This window comes from Williamsia sp. Leaf354, assembly GCF_001424365.1.
In the GTDB taxonomy this organism is placed as follows: Bacteria; Actinomycetota; Actinomycetes; order Mycobacteriales; family Mycobacteriaceae; genus Williamsia_A.
This window is the reverse complement of sequence record NZ_LMPL01000001.1, coordinates 40725-57903: the sequence shown is the minus strand read 5'-3', so window position 1 is coordinate 57903 and position 17179 is coordinate 40725. Positions and strand designations below refer to the sequence as shown.

15 protein-coding genes are annotated in these 17179 nt (G+C 70.6%); 9 read left to right on the top strand and 6 right to left on the bottom strand.

The features are described 5' to 3' along the window. Position 1: 1 nt before the first annotated feature. Positions 2 to 1222, top strand: a complete 1221-nt coding sequence (locus ASG12_RS00255; protein WP_055784008.1) for an alpha/beta hydrolase fold domain-containing protein — start codon at positions 2 to 4, stop codon at positions 1220 to 1222. A 4-nt stretch (positions 1223 to 1226) separates the two neighbouring features. On the opposite strand, the gene ASG12_RS00250 is transcribed toward ASG12_RS00255, so the two are convergent. From ASG12_RS00250 to ASG12_RS00240, 3 genes are read right to left on the bottom strand one after another with little or no spacing between them, the layout of a single operon-like run. Then, positions 1227 to 2795: an ATP-binding cassette domain-containing protein gene (locus ASG12_RS00250; RefSeq protein ID WP_055784006.1), complete on the bottom strand. Its 1569-nt coding sequence runs from the start codon at positions 2793 to 2795 to the stop codon at positions 1227 to 1229. Between the two features lie 42 nt (positions 2796 to 2837). Continuing rightward, positions 2838 to 3257, bottom strand: coding sequence for a DUF3054 domain-containing protein (locus tag ASG12_RS00245; protein WP_055784004.1), 420 nt, complete (start codon positions 3255 to 3257; stop codon positions 2838 to 2840). Continuing rightward, a complete protein-coding gene (locus tag ASG12_RS00240; RefSeq protein WP_082501502.1) occupies positions 3254 to 4393 on the bottom strand; it encodes a lysylphosphatidylglycerol synthase transmembrane domain-containing protein in 1140 nt (379 codons plus the stop codon). The genes ASG12_RS00245 and ASG12_RS00240 overlap by 4 nt, the downstream gene beginning before the upstream one ends. Positions 4394 to 4476: 83 nt before the next feature. Here ASG12_RS00240 and ASG12_RS00235 point away from each other — a divergent pair, with 83 nt between their 5' ends. From ASG12_RS00235 to ASG12_RS00215, 5 genes are all read left to right on the top strand, one after another. Continuing rightward, positions 4477 to 5733, top strand: a complete 1257-nt coding sequence (locus ASG12_RS00235) for an AI-2E family transporter (protein WP_235455666.1) — start codon at positions 4477 to 4479, stop codon at positions 5731 to 5733. Next, the gene (macS, locus tag ASG12_RS00230; protein ID WP_055784002.1) at positions 5733 to 6887 is read left to right on the top strand and encodes a MacS family sensor histidine kinase; all 1155 of its coding nucleotides are present in this window, start codon (positions 5733 to 5735) and stop codon (positions 6885 to 6887) included. The genes ASG12_RS00235 and macS overlap by 1 nt, the downstream gene beginning before the upstream one ends. Further along, positions 6884 to 7546, top strand: coding sequence for a response regulator (locus tag ASG12_RS00225; protein WP_055784000.1), 663 nt, complete (start codon positions 6884 to 6886; stop codon positions 7544 to 7546). The genes macS and ASG12_RS00225 overlap by 4 nt, the downstream gene beginning before the upstream one ends. Positions 7547 to 7562: 16 nt before the next feature. After that, positions 7563 to 7859, top strand: a complete 297-nt coding sequence (locus ASG12_RS00220) for a DUF503 domain-containing protein (protein WP_055783999.1) — start codon at positions 7563 to 7565, stop codon at positions 7857 to 7859. Between the two features lie 84 nt (positions 7860 to 7943). Further along, on the top strand, positions 7944 to 9869 hold the full coding sequence (locus ASG12_RS00215; protein WP_055783996.1) for a DUF2339 domain-containing protein: 1926 nt from the start codon (positions 7944 to 7946) through the stop codon (positions 9867 to 9869). Here the strand turns inward: ASG12_RS00215 and ASG12_RS00210 are convergent. The 3 genes from ASG12_RS00210 to trmB form a co-directional block, all read right to left on the bottom strand. Further along, the gene (locus tag ASG12_RS00210; protein ID WP_055783995.1) at positions 9857 to 12853 is read right to left on the bottom strand and encodes an MMPL family transporter; all 2997 of its coding nucleotides are present in this window, start codon (positions 12851 to 12853) and stop codon (positions 9857 to 9859) included. The genes ASG12_RS00215 and ASG12_RS00210 overlap by 13 nt on opposite strands. Before the next feature lie 130 nt (positions 12854 to 12983). Next, the gene (locus ASG12_RS00205; protein WP_055783993.1) at positions 12984 to 13688 is read right to left on the bottom strand and encodes an NYN domain-containing protein; all 705 of its coding nucleotides are present in this window, start codon (positions 13686 to 13688) and stop codon (positions 12984 to 12986) included. Continuing rightward, positions 13688 to 14470, bottom strand: a complete 783-nt coding sequence (trmB, locus tag ASG12_RS00200; RefSeq protein WP_055783991.1) for a tRNA (guanosine(46)-N7)-methyltransferase TrmB — start codon at positions 14468 to 14470, stop codon at positions 13688 to 13690. The genes ASG12_RS00205 and trmB overlap by 1 nt, the downstream gene beginning before the upstream one ends. A 49-nt stretch (positions 14471 to 14519) precedes the next feature. On the opposite strand from trmB, the gene ASG12_RS00195 reads away from it, so the two are divergent. Genes ASG12_RS00195 through ASG12_RS00185 form a run of 3 tightly spaced genes read left to right on the top strand, consistent with a single transcriptional unit; the run spans position 14520 to position 17049 of the window. Then, the gene (locus tag ASG12_RS00195) at positions 14520 to 15404 is read left to right on the top strand and encodes a hypothetical protein (protein ID WP_055783988.1); all 885 of its coding nucleotides are present in this window, start codon (positions 14520 to 14522) and stop codon (positions 15402 to 15404) included. Beyond that, positions 15401 to 16687 carry a hypothetical protein gene (locus ASG12_RS00190; RefSeq protein ID WP_055783987.1) on the top strand — a complete coding sequence of 429 codons (1287 nt, stop codon included), beginning with the start codon at positions 15401 to 15403 and terminating at the stop codon, positions 16685 to 16687. The genes ASG12_RS00195 and ASG12_RS00190 overlap by 4 nt, the downstream gene beginning before the upstream one ends. Further along, positions 16687 to 17049, top strand: coding sequence for a DUF6802 family protein (locus ASG12_RS00185; protein ID WP_082501729.1), 363 nt, complete (start codon positions 16687 to 16689; stop codon positions 17047 to 17049). The genes ASG12_RS00190 and ASG12_RS00185 overlap by 1 nt, the downstream gene beginning before the upstream one ends. The last annotated feature ends 130 nt before the right edge of the window (positions 17050 to 17179 follow it).

The following is a 17179-nucleotide window of genomic DNA, read 5'->3' as shown; positions in this document are numbered from 1 at the left end:
CATGCGCAAGTTCTCGCGGTTCCTCGCGGCCTTTTTCGGTGTGCTGCTCATGCTCTACACCGTGGTCGGGCAACTGCTGGCCCTGACGCCGGTGCCGTGGATGTCGTGGATCCTGGCGGCGGGCTTCTTCCAGACCGTGTTCATCGCCATCGACACCCTGCGCGACACCCTCGGCATCTACAACGTGGTGATCGCACTGATCGCGCTCGCGCTCATCTTCCGCACGGTGCGACCGCGGCGGTGGCGCCCCGAGGGCCTCAGTCGTCGGCGCACGATCGTCGCGGGGTTCGCCGGTTTCGGTGCGGTGGCGTCGGTGATCACGATGATCGTTGTGAGCGTCGGGGTCGCGAGCGCCGGAGCCGGTTTCGCGTTCTTCACCCCACCGACCCCCGGTGGTGACCTCGGGCGCGGACCCGACCAACGCGTCGTGACCGGGACCGTCGGCGCCACCACGCTGCACGCCGATCTCTACCGCCCCGACGGCGCCGGGCCGCATCCCGTGGTCGTCTTCGTCCACGGCGGCGCGTTCGTGGCCGGGGCGCCGGGGCCCAACCCGTACAACCGATTCCTCGCCGACCGCGGTTACGCGGTGCTCGACGTCGAGTTCCGGCTGGCGTCGGCGACCGTGCACAACTGGGACACCCAGGTCGGCGACGTGGGATGCGCGCTCACCTGGCTCACCCGCAACGCACAGCCCAACGGCTTCGACACGAGTCGCGTCGTGATGTTCGGTGAGTCGTCGGGTGGCAACCTCGCGATCAACGCCGCCTACATGTCGGTGACGAAGTCACTCACCCCCACCTGCGGCACCGCCGCCGAGATCCCGAAAGTGGTTGCGGTGGTGGGTGGCTACCCCGCGGTCGACCTGACCCAGGCGTACGCCGACTCGGCCATCGGCAAGACCGTCGGCATGCAGTTCGTCGGTGGCTCGCCCGAGGACTTCCCGGAGCGTTACCGCTACGTCGACGCGGCCAACCACATCACCGCACAGTCGCCGCCGACCCTCATCGTCCAGGGCGGTGCCGACCATCTGGTGCTCGCGAAGTCGGTGAAACGCTTCGCGGGGAAGCTCTCCGCGGCCGGGGTGCCGAACCGCTACGTCGAACTGCCCGCCCTCGGCCACGGCATCGGTGACACGTCCTCACCCGGCACGGCCGGCGCCAAGACCATGCGCGACGCCATCGTCAAATGGCTCGACCGGTACGTGCCCCGGACGTCCTGATCGGTCAGAGGGTGTCGAGGTCGATGACGCGGGTGATGCCCAGTTCGCCGACGAAGTGGTCGTCGTGACCGACCACGACCAGCGCGCCACGGAAATCGGCGAGGGCCTGCGCGAGATGGTCGCGGGTGACGATGTCGATGTTGTTGGTCGGCTCGTCGAGGATCAGCAGCTGCGGGGCCGGTCGTGCGAACAACACCGCGGCCAACGCCGCGCGCACCCGCTCACCACCCGAGAGCGATTCCCACGCGCGGTCGGCGTCGTCGCCGCGGAACAGCATGCGCGCCAGGCCTGCCCGGCGTTCCTGCATCCCGAGGCCGGGTGAGGTGCGCGACACCAGCTCGTAGGGCGACACCGTGGGGCCGGGGTCGGGGTGCACCTGGGCCAGGTATCCGGTCGGCACCGCGGGCGGCGCCGCGAGGAGAGCCCGCAACAGGGTCGTCTTGCCGCTGCCGTTGCGTCCGCGCAGATGGATCCGTTCGGGCCCGGTGATGGCCATGTCCACCTCGCCGGCGGGGATCGACAGACGGGTGGGCGCGAGCACCACCTGACCCGCATGGACCTCGGTGCCGGGCAGGTCGACGCGGACCTCACGGTCGTCGCGGATCGCGTCGGCCGCGTCGTCGGCGAGGGCGGCGGCCTCGGCGAGCCGACGCTCGTGTCCGCCGACGAGTTTGCCGGCCGACTCCTGCGCGAACCGCTTGCGCTGGTTCATCACGATCTTCGGCTCGCGCTTCTGCGCGGACATCTTCTTCCCGTATCGCTGTCGGTGGGCGATGACGGTCTGGGACTCGACGAGCTCGCGTTTCTGTCGGGCCTCGTGGCCCCGAGCGGTGGCCAGGACCTCCTGAGCCCGTTGCTGTTCGGCGGCGATGACCGCGAGGTGGTGGTCGAAGTCGCCGGCCATGGTGCGGACGGCGCCGTCGCGCACCTCGGCGATGGTGTCGACGTGTGCGAGGAGGGTGCGGTCGTGGCTGATGGTGAGGACCTGACCTCCGAAGCGCCCGATCTCCTCCAGCAACAGCCCGCGGGCGTGGTGGTCGAGGTTGTTCGTCGGTTCGTCGAGGATCAGCAGATCGGGTCGACGCAGCAGCGCACCGATGATCGCGATCAGCGTCGCCTCACCCCCGGACAGCTCGCCGACGACCCGGCCGAGATCGTGCGGCTGCGCCACCAGGTGGGCCATGCCGAGCCGACCGAACAGGGCGACGGCGCGCTCCTCGACATCCCAGTTCCCCTCCAGCGCATCGAGATCGCCCGCATCGGAGCCGCCGGATTCGACGCGCGCCAATGCACCCCGCAGGTCGGCGAGCCCGATGAGCTCGTCGATCCGTCGGCCGGTCGCCGCCGTGAGATCCTGCGGCACCACCGCGAGATTCGCCGGTCGGTCGACGGATCCGGAGGTGGGTGTGAGGTCGCCGGTGATGAGACGGATCAGGGTGGTCTTGCCGCCGCCGTTCGCGCCGACGATGCCGACGTGGTGGCCGGCGAGTGACACCGAGACGTTCTCGAAGATCGTTGTGCCGTCCGGGAATCGGTGACTCAGCGCAGAGACGGTGACCGATCGCGAACTCATGGGGATCGACACTAGGTGGCCGTGTGCCCCGCGGCCAGCGAATTACGGGCGGGCGGCCCTGCGGGCGAGGCGACCGCGGGCGGCGCGCCATCCGAGGAGGAACACCCCGAGGACGATCGTCGCGACGATCACGAAGCTGACCGCGACACCCTGTCCGAACTGGTCGCGCAGGATCATCCCGATCGCGACCGCCCCGATCCACGTGAGGACGCCGTCGGGGACGAGGTTCTCGGGACGGAAATCGTGGTCGCCGATCTCACCGGAGCGGACGTGGGCGATGACGTAGGCGATCGACCAGCCGACGGCGCCGCCGATCGCGAACGGCCAGAATGTGGAGAAGATCCCCGGGATCGTGAGCCCGTCGTCGTGGTTGAACCGGCCGATGATCACGAACACGAGGATTGCGACGACGTCGCACACTGCGGCCAGCGCGATCGGGCGCGTACGGGTCGGTGATGTCACGGGTGGCCTCCAGCTGCAGACGGTGGGGTGTCCCCATCGGGAGACCGTTCTCTGTCACCGCCGTGTTCGTGTGCCTCGATGTCGTGCTCGGTGGCGCCGATCGACGACCGGAAGCGGAACACGATGACCACCCAGCCCACCAACGACACCAACAGGTAGCTGATGAGTCGGTAGATGAGCACCGCGGTGACGGCCTCGCCCGCACCCATGCCCGCCGAGGTGAGCGCTGGGACGAGGACGGCATCGACGACACCGAGACCACCGGGCAGCAGCGGGAACGCGGTGCCCACGGCCTTGCCCGCGGCATAGGCGACGGCGAGTCCGGAGATGCTGGGCTCACCGCCGACCGCGTAACAGGCGAAGGCCAGGCACGCGACGTCGGCGACCCAGTTGAACAGCGACCACCCGAAGGCGATGGCGGTGTCCTTGCCGTTGAGCTGCACTGCGCGCAGCTGGTCGACGATCTGGTGCCAGCGCTCGACGCCGTGCTCGTCGGGCTTGTTGCGGAGGTGGTTCACGGCGTGCAGGAACCGGGTGCCGATGTTCTTGATCGACTCGGGGTGCCCGGCGACGTACTGGGCGGCGATCACGAACGCCAGGAAACCGGCGATGGAGAAGATCACCGAGAACGGGCTCGTCTTGGCGCCAGCCAGCAGGGCACCGCCGAGGCCGAGGACCGCGAGCCCGACGCCCATCAGCAGGCCCGACATCACGACCTGCCACGACGCGATCACGGGGGTGGCGCCCCACTTGCGGGTCTCGCGGTAGGTGAAGGCCGGTGCGAGGACGTTGCCTCCGGGCATCGTCTGGCTGACGGAGTTCGCGGCGAGCACCACCGACAGCGACTTCATCTGGGACACCGCGACGCCCGCCGAGCGCAGCAGCGCGCGCTGGACCTGCGCGAAGCTGTCCATCGAGAGGCCGGAGGCGACGATGCACGCGGCGACCCACCCCCAGTGGATGCTGCCCATGCTCGCCCACGCCTCTTTGAGCTTGGGCCAGACGAGGACGGCTTCCACCGTGAGGACGATGACCACGAGGGCCAACGCGACCCAGCGGACCCACCAGAACCGACGTCGCGCGGGCGCCACGGGGGCGTTCGCGTCGTCGGCGGCGTCGCCGGACTGAGCCGTCATGGGGCCTTACCTTATCGACAACCCCCCTCGAAGCCCGCTTTCGAGGTGGTAGCGGAGTCGACTCCCTCGGATACTGTTGCGTGGTGAACGATGCGACGGCGGTGCATCCGCTGGTCCGAGCCGCGGCGCAGTGGGCGTGGCGGCTCATCGTCATCGGGGTCGGGGCCTACCTCGTGCTGCGGGTGGCCCACGAGTTCGAAGAGGTCGTGGTGCCGGTCGCGTTGGCGATCCTGGGCACGGCGTTCCTCGTCCCGGTGGTCGACTGGCTCGACCGCAAGGGCATGAATCGCGGCGTCGCGGTGGCGCTGACGATGATCGTCGCGATCGGCGCGCTCGCCGGGATCCTGACCTTCGTGGTGCAGCAGTTCATCGACGGACTGCCCGACCTCACCACTCAGGTCACCAGCACCATCGACACGCTCAAAGAGTGGCTCGTCGACGGGCCGTTCGGGCTCCGGCAGGCCCAACTCGACCACGTCGGTGACGATTTCGTCTCGATGCTCCAGCGCAACCAGGACAAGATCACCACCGGCGCGATCGCGACCGCGACCACCGTCACCCAGCTCGCCACCGGCGCCCTGCTGCTGCTGTTCCTCATGATCTTCTTCCTGTTCGGCGGCGGCCAGGTGTGGGAGTTCGTCACCCGCCTCATCCCCCGGGGCAGTCGGTCGAAGGTGCTCCAGGCCGGTCGGGCCGGTTTCGGCACCCTGGTCGGCTACGTCCGTGCGACGGTCGCGGTCGCGATGGTCGACGCCGTCGGCATCGGTGTCGGACTGGCGATCCTGCAGGTGCCGCTCGCCCTGCCGCTCGCGTCGCTGGTGTTCATCGGCGCCTTCATCCCGATCGTCGGTGCGTTGGTCACCGGATCGCTCGCTGTGCTCGTGGCGCTGGTGACGAAGGGCTGGATCGCCGCGGTGATCGCGCTCGCCGTGGTGGTCGCGGTGATGCAGATCGAGAGTCATGTGCTGCAGCCGTTCCTGCTGGGTCGTTCCGTGCGCCTGCACCCGGTGGCCGTGGTCCTCGGGATCGCGGCCGGCATCGTCTCGGCGGGCATCATCGGCGGTCTGTTGGCCGTACCGATCATCGCGTTCCTCAACACCGCGGTGCGGTCGATGTACGACCAGACCCATGCCGACGAGCACGAGTCGGAGACACGTGTCGGCATGTACGCCGCACGCCCGGACCCGCCGACATGGGACGACCCCGACGCCCCGGGGCGTGACGGGCCCGCCCCGTTGAGCGATCCCGTCGACCTCGCCAAGCGGGAGAGCTCGAAGCCCGAGACGCCCGCCGACACCCCCGACACCGCCGACGACCCGCCGCCGGGTTCGACGAGCTGATGAACCGTCGCGGCCCCGACGACGCGGTCGCTCCGCTGTGGCGCGCGGCGCAGGCGTACCGGCTGCTGACGGTGGTCTACGCGCTCGGGTTCCAGATCGCGGTCAACGGCGATCTCGACCATCCCGCATTCGGGGCCGCGGTGTTCGCCGTCGTCGCTGTGAGCTCTGGGGTGTTCGCGGCGGTCTACCTGCTGGGCAACGGCCGCAACGTCGGTTGGGTGATCGCGGAGCTGGTCCTCACGTGCGCCCTGATGCTCTCGACACTGCTGATCGCGAGTGAGCAGTGGCGGGCCGACAACCAGTCGCTGCCCACCACGCTGTGGGCCACCAATGCCGTCATCTCCGTCGCCATCCTCGCCGGCCCGGTGTTCGGCGGCGTCGCGGCGGCCGCGGTCATCGTGTCGAGCACGGTGGTGAAGGGTTTCGTCAACATCGATCTGGGCCGCAACGCGGCGGTGGTGATCCTGCTGGCCGTCGGCGTCATCATCGGCATGGGCGCGGTGACGGCGCGGCGGGCGTCGGCGCGTCTGGCCGAGGCGACCCGCCTGGCCGCGGCCACCGACGAACGCGAACGGCTCTCGCGTCACGTCCACGACGGCGTGCTGCAGGTGCTCGCGCTCATCGCCCGCCGTGGCCGCGAGATCGGCGGCCCCACCGAAGATCTCGCGTATCTCGCCGCCGATCAGGAGCGGGTGCTGCGGTCGTTGCTCAGCGCACCCGGGATCCCCGACAGCACCGGTACGACCAGCGACGTCGCGACGATGCTGCGGTCCCGTGAGTCCGACCGCGTCACGGTCAGCGCCCCGGGGCAGGCCGTGACGCTGGATTCCGTGGTCGCCGCCGAGCTGTTGGCGGCGGTCGACAACGCTCTCGACAACGCCGCGCGCCATGCCGGTGCGGGCGCTCGGGTGTTCGTGCTGCTCGAGGACCTGGGGGAGTCGGTGGTGGTGAGCGTGCGCGACGACGGTGTCGGGATCGAGCCGGGGCGGGTCGCCTCGGCCGCGGCGTCGGGTCGTCTCGGGATCGCGCAGTCGATCGTGGGTCGCGTCGAATCCCTCGGTGGCCGCGCGATACTCGACTCGGAGCCGGGTGCGGGGACCGAATGGGAACTGACCGTGCCGCGGCCGGCACACGACGGGACGAGGGACCGATGACCGAGACCACAGCGGTACGCGTGATGGTCGTCGACGACCACCCGATCTGGCGGGATGGGGTGGCCCGGGACCTCGCCGAGGACGGTTTCGAGGTGGTCGCCACCGCCGACAGTGTCCGTGCCGCGGTGGCGCGTGCCGGTGCGGTGACACCCGACGTCGTGCTCATGGACATGCAGCTGCCCGACGGCACGGGCGTCGACGCGACCGTCGGGGTGATGTCGGCGTCGGCGACGACGCGCGTACTGGTGTTGTCGGCGTCGTCGGAACGCGACGACGTGCTCGCCGCCGTGAAGGCCGGCGCCAGTGGTTATCTCGTGAAGAGCGCCTCGCGCAGCGAACTGGGGGACGCGGTGACCGCGACCGCGGCGGGCCAGGCGGTGTTCACACCGGGTCTCGCCGGACTCGTGCTCGGCGAGTTCCGCCGCATCGCCGGTGGCGGCGACGCCGACACCGACAACCCGACACCGCCGATCACCGAGCGCGAGACCGAGGTGCTGCGGCTCGTGGCGAAAGGACTGTCCGCGCGGCAGATCGCCACCAAGCTCGGACTGAGTCACCGCACGGTGGAGAACCACGTGCAGTCGACCCTGCGAAAACTGCAGCTGGGCAACCGAGTCGAGCTCACGCGGTACGCGATCGAGCACGGCCTCGACGGATGAGTACCATCGACGGCACATGTGGATCGGATGGATCGAGTTCGACTTCCTGCTGGGAGACGTGCACTCGCTGAAGCAGAAGCGGTCGCTGGTGCGGCCGATGGTCACCGAGATGCACCGGAAGTTCGGGGTGTCGGTCGCCGAGGTCGATCACCTCGACCTGCATCGCCGGGCCGGGATCGGTGCGTCGGTCGTCGCGGCCGACCGCACGCACGTCACCGATGTGGTCGACCGCCTCGAACGCCACGGTGCGAGTCGACCCGAGGTGCACCTGGTCTCGGTGCGGCGCCGGATCATCCGCGCCGACGAGATCTGATCCCGAGCCCAGACGGGTAAGCCCCCAGCTGGGCTGAGTAGTCGTACTCATCTCGATGACGGCGCGTCCGGCGAGCATGAGTCCATGACCGACAACGAAGCTCGCCCTCCGCGCCCCGACTGGACCGTGTTGTCCAAGGTGTCGTCGGATTTCGCGTCCCTGTCGCGCCAGATGGCGCAGATGTCCACCGATCTCACCGATCTGCGGACCACCATGACCGCCGTGCGTCCCGAGCCGGCCCCGACACCCCCACCACCGCAGCCCGCACCGCCGGTCCCGACACCACCGAGGCCCGCACCGCCCATGCCGCCCGCGCCCCCGCAGGCGGCGTGGCAGCCCCCGCCCGTCGCGTACCCGCCCGTCCTCTATCCGCCCAGCCTCGCTCCTCCGTTCGTCCCGCCGCGGCGCACCACCCCGCCGCCGTGGGCCGGGCAGCCTGCGCCGCCCCACCCGCCCCGACCCTCGCTGCTGCGCCGGGCCGCCTCGGCCACCGACGGCCGACTGGTCGGCACGATCCTCGCCGTCGCAGGGGTGGGCGTCACCCTGGTGGGTGTCGTGCTGCTGCTGGTCCTCGCCGCACAGGCCGGCATCCTGCGTCCCGAGGTCCGGGTCGGTGCCGGCGGTCTGCTGGCCGCCGCGCTCGTGGCGATCGGCGCCCGGGACCGCCGTCGGGGTTCCCGCGTCGGCCCGATCGCGCTCGTGGCGACCGGTGTCGGTACGGCCTATCTCGACATCGTGGCGATGACGCGGATCTATCACTGGCTCCCCGCGGTGGCCGGACTCGTGCTCGCCGGCGTCGTGGCCGTCGGTGGTCTGTCGCTGGCGCGACGCTGGGCTTCGGAACACCTCGCCCTGCTCGTGGTGGTGCCCCTGATCGGCGCGGCTCCGTTCGTCGCCGGGGGCATCGGACTGCCGCTGATCGGTTTCATGCTGGTGCTCGCCGCGATCACCCTGCCGTTCGGCCTCGGGTTCGGTACCGCGGCACCGTGGGCGAACCTGCAGTACGCCCGCGTCGCCGCTGCCGCGCTCTGGCTGGTCCCGACGATCGTGACGGTGGCGCAGAGCCGTTCGGACGCAAGCAGTCTCGATCAGTGGGCCCTGGCCGTCGCCTGCCTGCTGGCCGCGACGATCGCGCTCGGTGGCAGCCTGCTCACCCGCGGCGACACCGCCCACGCCGTCATCGCGGCGCTCGGCGCCGTCCCGGTCCTGGTGTGCGGCACGGCGATCGATCGTCCGCTCGCGGCGGGCGCGACGGCAGTGGTGGCCGTGGCGCTGACCGCGGCGGTCACCCTCGGCCGCTCGCACCTGACCGAGCCGCAGCGCATCACGTGGGGGGTCCTCGCCGCGGTCGCGGCGCTGATCGCGGTGCCCACGGCGTTCGGCGGGCCGGTCGCGGTGCCGGTGCTCATCGGGCTGGCCGTGATGGTCACCGTCGTCGGCCGTGACGACGTGCTCGGCCGCGGGATCGGGTTCACCCTCACCGGCGTCGGTGCGCTGGGCTACCTGTCGACCACGCGCCTGGAGTCACTGGTCGACCCGACCGTCACCGACACGGCGACCGCGACGTCGTCGATCGTCGGAGGACTGTTGCTCGCCGTCGCGGCGATGACGACGGCCTCGGTGGTCGCGTCACGTCTGGCGGAGGAGGTGTGGCAGTGGATCCTCGGAGGCGTGGTCGCCCTCTACGGGATCACGGCCACCGCGGTGACCGCGGGCGTCGCGACCGGCGGCACCGGGACCGGCTTCCTCGCCGGCCACATGGCCGCCACCATCGTGTGGGTGTGCGCCGCCGGCGCGGCGCTGGTGCTCGCGGGTCGGGTCCCCGCCGGCCCGGCGCGCATCGCACCCATCGCCGGTGCGCTGACCCTCGCCGCCGCGGCGGTCGCGAAGCTGATCGTGTTCGACCTCGCCACCCTCGACGGCGGCTTCCGGGTCGGCGCCTTCATCGCGGTCGGTCTGGTCCTGCTCGCCCTCGGGGCGAGGTACGCCCGGACCGGTCAGGAGTCCTGATCGGGACGACGCGACGTCGTCCGCCGCAGGAGATCCTGTACCGAGATCTGCTGGCCGTCGCCCCGCTCGTGACGCCGCCCGCCCGAATCGGAACCGTTCGAACCCACCTCGGGATCGGCCGGTTCGGGCCGCGGTGCACGGGTGGGGCGCGGTGCGTTCCCGGCCGGGGGGACGGGTATCGGCCGCGACACCGGCGGTGAGCTCGGACGCCCGTTGCCGTTCCCGGTGGCACCGTTGCCGTTACCGCTCACCGTGCCGTTGTTGTCGTGGCTCGGTGGACGGGCGCTGATGGCACCGCCGAGGCGGATGCCGCTGTCACCGAGGCTCCACCCGCCGGTGTCGGGTCGTGAACCCGACGTCCGCGGGGGTCGCGACGGCGCGAACGGACGTGCGCTCGGCTCCGACGGTTGCGCACCCGAGGGACGCGACCCGGACGGGATGGTCTCGCGGCTGGGTCGACGGGGCGCGATGGGTCCGCTGTCGGGCGGCGGCGGGGGACGGCGCACGCCCTCGGGTGCCGGTCGGGGACCGGGGACCTCGGGACGGCGTACCGGTCCCCGACCCTGCTCGGCGGGTGCACCGGGACGGGCCGGTCGGGCCCCTGCGGGCGGACCCGCGGGCCGCGCCGGACCGCGCTGCGGCGCCGGACGCCCCTGAGCGACCAACGCGGTGGTCGGTACCTGCGACACCACGGTCCCGGCGTCGCGTTGGGTGCCGGGGATCGCGGCGCGACCGGGCTCGTCGTCGAGGATCGTCTCACCGAGACCGATCTTGCGCTGCACGGTCTGCATCCACTTCGGTGCCCACCAGCAGTCGTCACCGAGCAGCTTCATCACCGCGGGGACCAGCAGCATGCGGATGACCGTCGCGTCGAGCAGGAGTGCGGCGATGATGCCGAACGCGATGTACTTCATCATCACGATCTCGGAGAAGCCGAACGCACCGACGACCACCACCAGGATGGCCGCGGCGGCGGTGATGATCCGGCCGGTGTGCGCGGTGCCGCTGCGGATCGCCTCGGTGGTGGTGGCGCCCTGCTGCCTGGCCTCCACCATGCGGGAGAGCAGGAACACCTCGTAGTCGGTCGACAGGCCGTAGATGATCGCGATGATCAACACCAGCACCGGCGACATCAACGGGCCGGGCGTGAAGTTGAACAGCCCCGATCCGTGGCCGTCGATGAAGATCCACGTGAGGACGCCGAGGGTCGAACCGAGTCCGAGCGCCGACATCAGCGCGGCCTTGATCGGCAGCACCACCGACCCGAACTGCAGGAACATCAGCAGGAACGTCACCGAGATGAGCAGCACGACCATCAACGGCAGGTTGTCGAGCAGGGCGTCGATGGAGTCCTGGGTGAGCGCCGGGGTGCCCGCGACGTACATGGTGAGGCCCTGGGTGTTGATCGCCCGCAGCGCCTTCACCGCATCGCCCGCGGTGTCGCGGTCGACGAGTCCAGCCGACATCTGCACGACACCGGTGGTGGTGCCCTCGATGCTCCCGGTGAGCGCGCCCTGACCGCTGTCGAGACTGAATTTCTTGGTGAAGCCGGGGATCGCGTTGGCCTCGTCGGCGATCTGCTGCAGCTTCGCGCCGTCGTCGCTGCTGTTCTCGTCGTAGCGGATGACGAGTTTGATCTCCTCGGTCCGCTGCGTCGGGAAGATGCGGTCGAAGTCCTGCTGGGCGACACGGAAGTCGTTGCCCGGCGGCAGGTACTTCTCGGTAATGCCGCCGAAGGAGATGTTGCTGAACGGGACGATGAGGACCAGCAGGAGGAGCACGGTCGGGATCGCGGTCTTGAGCGGGTGGCGCATCACCCAGCCCGAGAGCCGACCCCAGAACCCGGCCTCGATCTCCTTCTTCGTCTTGGTCTTGCGCAGGAACTTGAAGCCGAGCATGTCGATGCGCGGGCCGAGGATGCCGAGGATCGCCGGCAGCACGGTGATCGACAGCAGCGCCGCGAGGCTCACCGCGCAGATCGCGCCGTAGGCCACCGACTTGAGGAATCCCTGCGGGAACAGCAGCAGACACGCCAGCGCCGCGACGATGATGGTGGCCGAGAACACCACGGTCTGCCCCGCGGTCATGACCGTGCGTTTCACCGCCAACGGTGGTGGATAGCCCTCGGCGAGTTCCTCTCGGAACCGGCTGACGATGAACAACCCGTAGTCGATGGCGATACCCAGGCCGATCAGCGAGATGACCGGCTGGGCGAAGTAGTTGACCTCGGTGGCCTGGGCGAGGGCGTTGAGGATGCCGGTGGCGCCGGCGATGGTGAGTCCGCCGATGATGACCGGCAACACCGCGGCGACCACACCGCCGAAGATGAAGAACAGCATGATCGCCACCAGAGGGAGCGCGACGAGCTCGGCTCGCGTGGTGTCCTTCGCGACGCCGTCGGAGATGCCGCCCGCGATGGGCTGCAACCCGGCGAGCTGGAAGGTCGTACCCGGCAGGTCGTAGCGCTGGGCGATGTTCTCGAAGAACGGCTGGATGGTCTTGTAGTTGTTCAGGATCGTCGTGTCGTTGTCACCCTTGACGCCGATGCTGATGAACGCGTGCTGTTTCGAGGCGTCGAAGGTCTGCGCCCGGATCTGTTCCTGGGCGGCCTTCGACGCACCGCCGGTCGCGGAGAGGAACGGGTCGATGAGACCGGGATCGTCACGGTTGACGATATTCGGGTGCGCCGCGATGAGGTCGGTGACGAACTTCTCGACCTTGGTGCCGAACTCGGGGTTGTCGACGGTGGTGCCGGCGGGCGGCGTGATGAGCAACACGATGTCGGACTTGTGGTCGCGTCCGAAGGTGTTGTCGGCGAGCTGCGAGCCCGCGACCGACTGCGACCCGTCGTCGAAGAACCCGCTCTGGCTGAGGTGCTTGCCGAGGGTGAGCCCGTAGAGGCCGAGGCCTCCCATCAGGACGATCAGCACCGCGATGACGGCGAAGCGCATCCGGTACACGAATGTGCCTATGGCTCCGAACACCGGTTACATCCTCTCCAGTCGGGCGGACACGCCCCCACCGGACGCGCCGCCGCGAGGCGGGCGAAGGGGGCGAACTCGCCACGATTGTCTCAGGTCATCGTTCCCGACGGGATCTCCGCCGTGTGGTCGCTCAGTGCGTGCGCCCGCTGAGCAACGCCGACAGCGGGCGGAACGGCGCCAGCCAGGCGCCGTCGTCGGGCAGCGAATCGAGGTTGATCCGCGGGAGGGGCTCGCGGAACACGCCCGCGATGTCCTCCAGGTCGACGAACTCGATGACCTCCGACGTCACCGCCCAACTGGCGTGTTCCCGGAAACCGAGGACGGTGACCGGCACACCCTCGGCGGCGATCTCCTCCAGCGGTTCCCGGAAGGCCTGACCGTCGGCCGAGGCCACGATCAGTCCCGCTAACCCCACAGTGTGCCTGCGCAACTCGATGTGGTCGAGCATGTCCGAGTCGACGTCACTGTCCTCGGTGACCTTCGGCTTCGCGAACACGGCGAAACCGACGTTGCGCAACGCCTCGACCCACGGCCGCACGACATCTGCGCTTCCGGGGACGATGTTGGTGAAGACGGTCGCCTCGGGCTCGATGTCGCGGGAGCCGTCGTCCGCCGCGACCGACAGGTCGGCGGTGCGGGTCAGCAGCCAGCGGCCCAGGGCGTCGAACCGGGGGCGGTGCGAGGTGGTCGGACGCCCACCCAGGATCGCCCCGAGTCCCATGTCGAGGTTCGGCGCGTCCCAGATCAGCAGCGACCGCGGTGCCGGGCTGCCCCCGGAGATCGTGCGCGCGACGCCGGGCGCCTCGGTGGCCGAACCACCGTTCTGGCCCGACATCAGGCTGCGTCCCGGGGGATGCGGCGCAACACGAACTCGGTGACCGGGCGTCCCTCGCGATCGGCCCGACCCTCGAACTTGGTGGTCGGACGATCGAGGGAGAACGGTGCCTCGCCGTCGAACGGCACCAGCAGATCCTGCTCGGCCAGCTGCTCGGCGATGTACTCCGCATATTCGGCGTGATCGGTGGCGATGTGCACGACGGCGTCGTCGACGACCGCCTGTGCGATCAGTGCGAGCGTGCCGGTCTGCAGCAGCCGCCGCTTGTGATGGCGGGCCTTGGGCCACGGATCGGGGAAGAAGACCCGCACGCCGAACAGCGACGCCGGGGCGATCATGTCGCGCAGCACGGCGACCGCGTCACCGCGGACGATGCGGATGTTGTCGATGTCCTCCCGGACGATCATGCCGATGAGCTGGGCGAGACCGGGCTTGTAGACCTCGACCGCGAGGACGTCGAACTGCGGCTCGAGGTGCGCCATCGCCGCGGTCGATGTCCCGGTGCCGCAGCCGATCTCCATGATCACCGGCGCGGTGCGACCGAACCATGCGTGCACGTCGAGGGGGGAATCCGTCGCATCGCGACCGATGATCGGCCACACTGTCTCCCAGTTGTGCTGCTGGGCGGGAGTGAGAGCGCCGCGTCGCGATCGGAAACTGGTCACCCGGGGATAGAGCCGCGCGCGTTCCACATGATCGATCGGGTCGGGCACGGTGTCGGTGCCCGTGGCATGGGAATCGGGGGCGTACTGGTCGGGGTCCACCCTGCCATGGTGGCGCATCGCGAGGCCGGGGGACAGTCGGGCAGCAGCGGAAGAGGGTGAGGGGTCGATGGACGTGCAGGGTGTGGCGGTGTCCGGGACACTGTTCTCCGACGGTCCGCTGGCCGACGCCGCAGCCCTGCTCGACGCCCTCGGCGACCGCTTCGACGACCGCCCCGAGATCGTTCATGCCCGACGCGAGGTGCACGACCGACTCCGGGTCGCCGTCCACGGTCGGCCCGGCACCGGCCGCGACACCCTCGCCCGCGCCGTCCGCGACCACCTCGACGTGGCGCCGATCGGTCCCGGTGACGACGACGCCGATGCCGACGCCGATCTCTGGATCTACGTGGTGGTCGGGTGGCCGCGTGCCGCCGATCACGCCGCGCTGCGACATCTGCCCGTCGAACGGACGCTGGTGGTGCTGGGCAAGGCCGACACCCTCGGGTCGTGGGAGGTCGCGCGGTCGACCGCCGACGAGATCGCGTCGCTGTTGCGCCGCCCGGTGCACCCGGTGATGCCGCTGCTGGGGTGCGCCGACCTCACCGACGAGGAGTTCGCGCTGCTCGAGACGATGGTGGCGACCGACGAACCGATGCCGTCGATGGCGGCGCACTTCATCGTCGGTGGTCGCGAGGAGCAGGCCCTGCGCACCGGTCTGCTGCGTCGGCTCGACCAGTTCGGCATCCTCACCGCCCTCGACCTCGTCGACGACGCGCGCCTCGAGGGCCGCCGACTCGACCGGCGACAGCTGAGTGCGGCGCTCCGGGCCGACAGCGGGGTGTCGCAGCTGCGACTCGCGGTCGCCGCGACCCTGCCCGCGGTCGGGGTCCGCCGCCGCGATGTCGTCGTCGACCGACTCGATCGTCTCGCCGCGGCCGGGATCGCTCGCGACGAGATCGAGGCGGCCCTCGGCCGGTTGCAGCCCGGAACCCTCGCGGGGTCGGGGACGTGAACCCCGACACCGTCGTGGTCGTGGGGGTCGGCCGCAGCGGCGTGACGACGCTGATCGACGCCCTCGGCGTCGTCGACCCCGGGCTGCCGGTGGTGCGCCTGGCACCCGCGGACCTCGCCCCGTCGGTTCGCGTTCGCGTCGGGCTCCTCGTGATCGACCCGTCGTCGGTGGTCGGCGACGAGGAGGCGGCCCTGTTCGCCCGGCTGCGCGCGGTCGCGACCACGGTCGCCGTCGTGTGCACGAAGGTCGACGCGTTCTGGGACTGGCCCACCAACGCCCGGGCCAGCCGCGCGGTGCTCGACCCGACCGGCCGGTGGCCGGTGTTCGCGGTGTCGGGTGCGGCCGCCGTCGCCGGCGCGGTCGACGAATCCGGTGTCGACGAACTCCTCGGCTGGATCCGACAGTCGCCTCCGGTCACACCGCGCGACTCCGACGACGATGTCCGTGTGGCGCGCCGCCGATCGGCCGCCGACCTCGCCGCGACCCGTGCGCGCCTGGTGCGCGGACGCGATCGGGGCCGCGCCGATCGACTGGCCGCGCTGCGATCGGGTCTCGCGAGCATCCGCGCCCGTGCCGTGGCCGACCTCAACGCCGGAGTCCGCGACATCGGCGCCACCTCGCGCGACACCGTCGCCGGGTTGCGCGACGACGATGTCGCCGCCCACGCCGAGTGGGTGGCCGCCGCGATGACCCATCTCCGCGACCGTCTCGATGCCCGGGTGCGCACCGACCTCGATCAGATCCGGGCGGTGGCGCTGCTCGGTATCGAACCGGTCGCGCCCGTCGCGTCCACCCCGCCCCGCCCGCCGGTGCAGCTGCGACCGCAGACGGCGCGTCGCCGCGGGGCCGAGGATGCGCTGCTGGTTCTGTTCGGTGCGTCGGGTGGGGCCGCCCTGGGACGCCTGGTGGTGACACCGCTCGCGCAGGTCCACACCCTGCAGTGGATCACCATGCCGGTGGCCCTCGTGATCGGCGTGGTGATGGCGATCGGGGTGGTGCGGCTGCGCCGGGTCGCGGCACTGCGCACCGCGGTCCGCACCTGGACCACCGAGGCGGTCGGCGAGGCGCGGGCGACGATCGAGCACGACCTCCTCGACCGGATCACCGCTGCCGAACCCGTCGTCGCCGGACAGGTGACGCGACACTACGAGCGTCGGGCGCGCCTCCTCACCGAGGAGGTCGCGGCCGTCGACGCCCAGATCCGCGGTGTGCGGGCGGGTGGAACCGAACGGGCCGTCGCGACGTCCGAACACGGACGGGCAATCGGCGAAGGGAAGCAGTGATGATCGAGATCGGTGACGCGTTCGATCAGGGTGACGAGGCCGGGGTCGACGATCTCGACGACCATCTGGTCCACCCGGCGATGGCGACACACCCGGCCCACGACCCCCACGACAACCTGTGGATGGCCGACGGCGACCGGATCTGGGACCTCGGGCCCGCCGAGACCGACACCGACGCCGATGGTGTCGCCGACTCGCTCACGCGGATCGGACCCGACGGCATGACGGTCTACACCGACAGTGATCACGACGGTCAGATCGACGCGATCACCGAGGTCGATGCCGACGGGGGTTACGAATCGCGACGCCTCGACACCGCCACCGGCGAGTGGGTCCGCACCGACATCGGGCGCCTGCGATGACCGAGCGTGCGATCGCTCACCCGTTTGGCGAACGGCCTGCCTGAACCAGTAACCTGGGCGGACACCATGTCCGTCACCGGCGACGGACACTCCCGGCGGGGGCTGCGGACCCCACGCCGGACGGCCACGC

What these genes read in the sequence shown, in the direction of transcription:
- ASG12_RS00255 (WP_055784008.1), top strand. Translation starts at nt 2, where the DNA reads ATGCGCAAGTTCTCGCGGTTCCTCGCGGCCTTTTTCGGTGTGCTGCTC.
- ASG12_RS00250 (WP_055784006.1), bottom strand. Translation starts at nt 2,795, where the DNA reads ATGAGTTCGCGATCGGTCACCGTCTCTGCGCTGAGTCACCGATTCCCG.
- ASG12_RS00240 (WP_082501502.1), bottom strand. Translation starts at nt 4,393, where the DNA reads ATGACGGCTCAGTCCGGCGACGCCGCCGACGACGCGAACGCCCCCGTG.
- macS (WP_055784002.1), top strand. Translation starts at nt 5,733, where the DNA reads ATGAACCGTCGCGGCCCCGACGACGCGGTCGCTCCGCTGTGGCGCGCG.
- ASG12_RS00225 (WP_055784000.1), top strand. Translation starts at nt 6,884, where the DNA reads ATGACCGAGACCACAGCGGTACGCGTGATGGTCGTCGACGACCACCCG.
- ASG12_RS00220 (WP_055783999.1), top strand. Translation starts at nt 7,563, where the DNA reads ATGTGGATCGGATGGATCGAGTTCGACTTCCTGCTGGGAGACGTGCAC.
- ASG12_RS00215 (WP_055783996.1), top strand. Translation starts at nt 7,944, where the DNA reads ATGACCGACAACGAAGCTCGCCCTCCGCGCCCCGACTGGACCGTGTTG.
- ASG12_RS00205 (WP_055783993.1), bottom strand. Translation starts at nt 13,688, where the DNA reads ATGTCGGGCCAGAACGGTGGTTCGGCCACCGAGGCGCCCGGCGTCGCG.
- trmB (WP_055783991.1), bottom strand. Translation starts at nt 14,470, where the DNA reads ATGCGCCACCATGGCAGGGTGGACCCCGACCAGTACGCCCCCGATTCC.
- ASG12_RS00195 (WP_055783988.1), top strand. Translation starts at nt 14,520, where the DNA reads ATGGACGTGCAGGGTGTGGCGGTGTCCGGGACACTGTTCTCCGACGGT.
- ASG12_RS00185 (WP_082501729.1), top strand. Translation starts at nt 16,687, where the DNA reads ATGATCGAGATCGGTGACGCGTTCGATCAGGGTGACGAGGCCGGGGTC.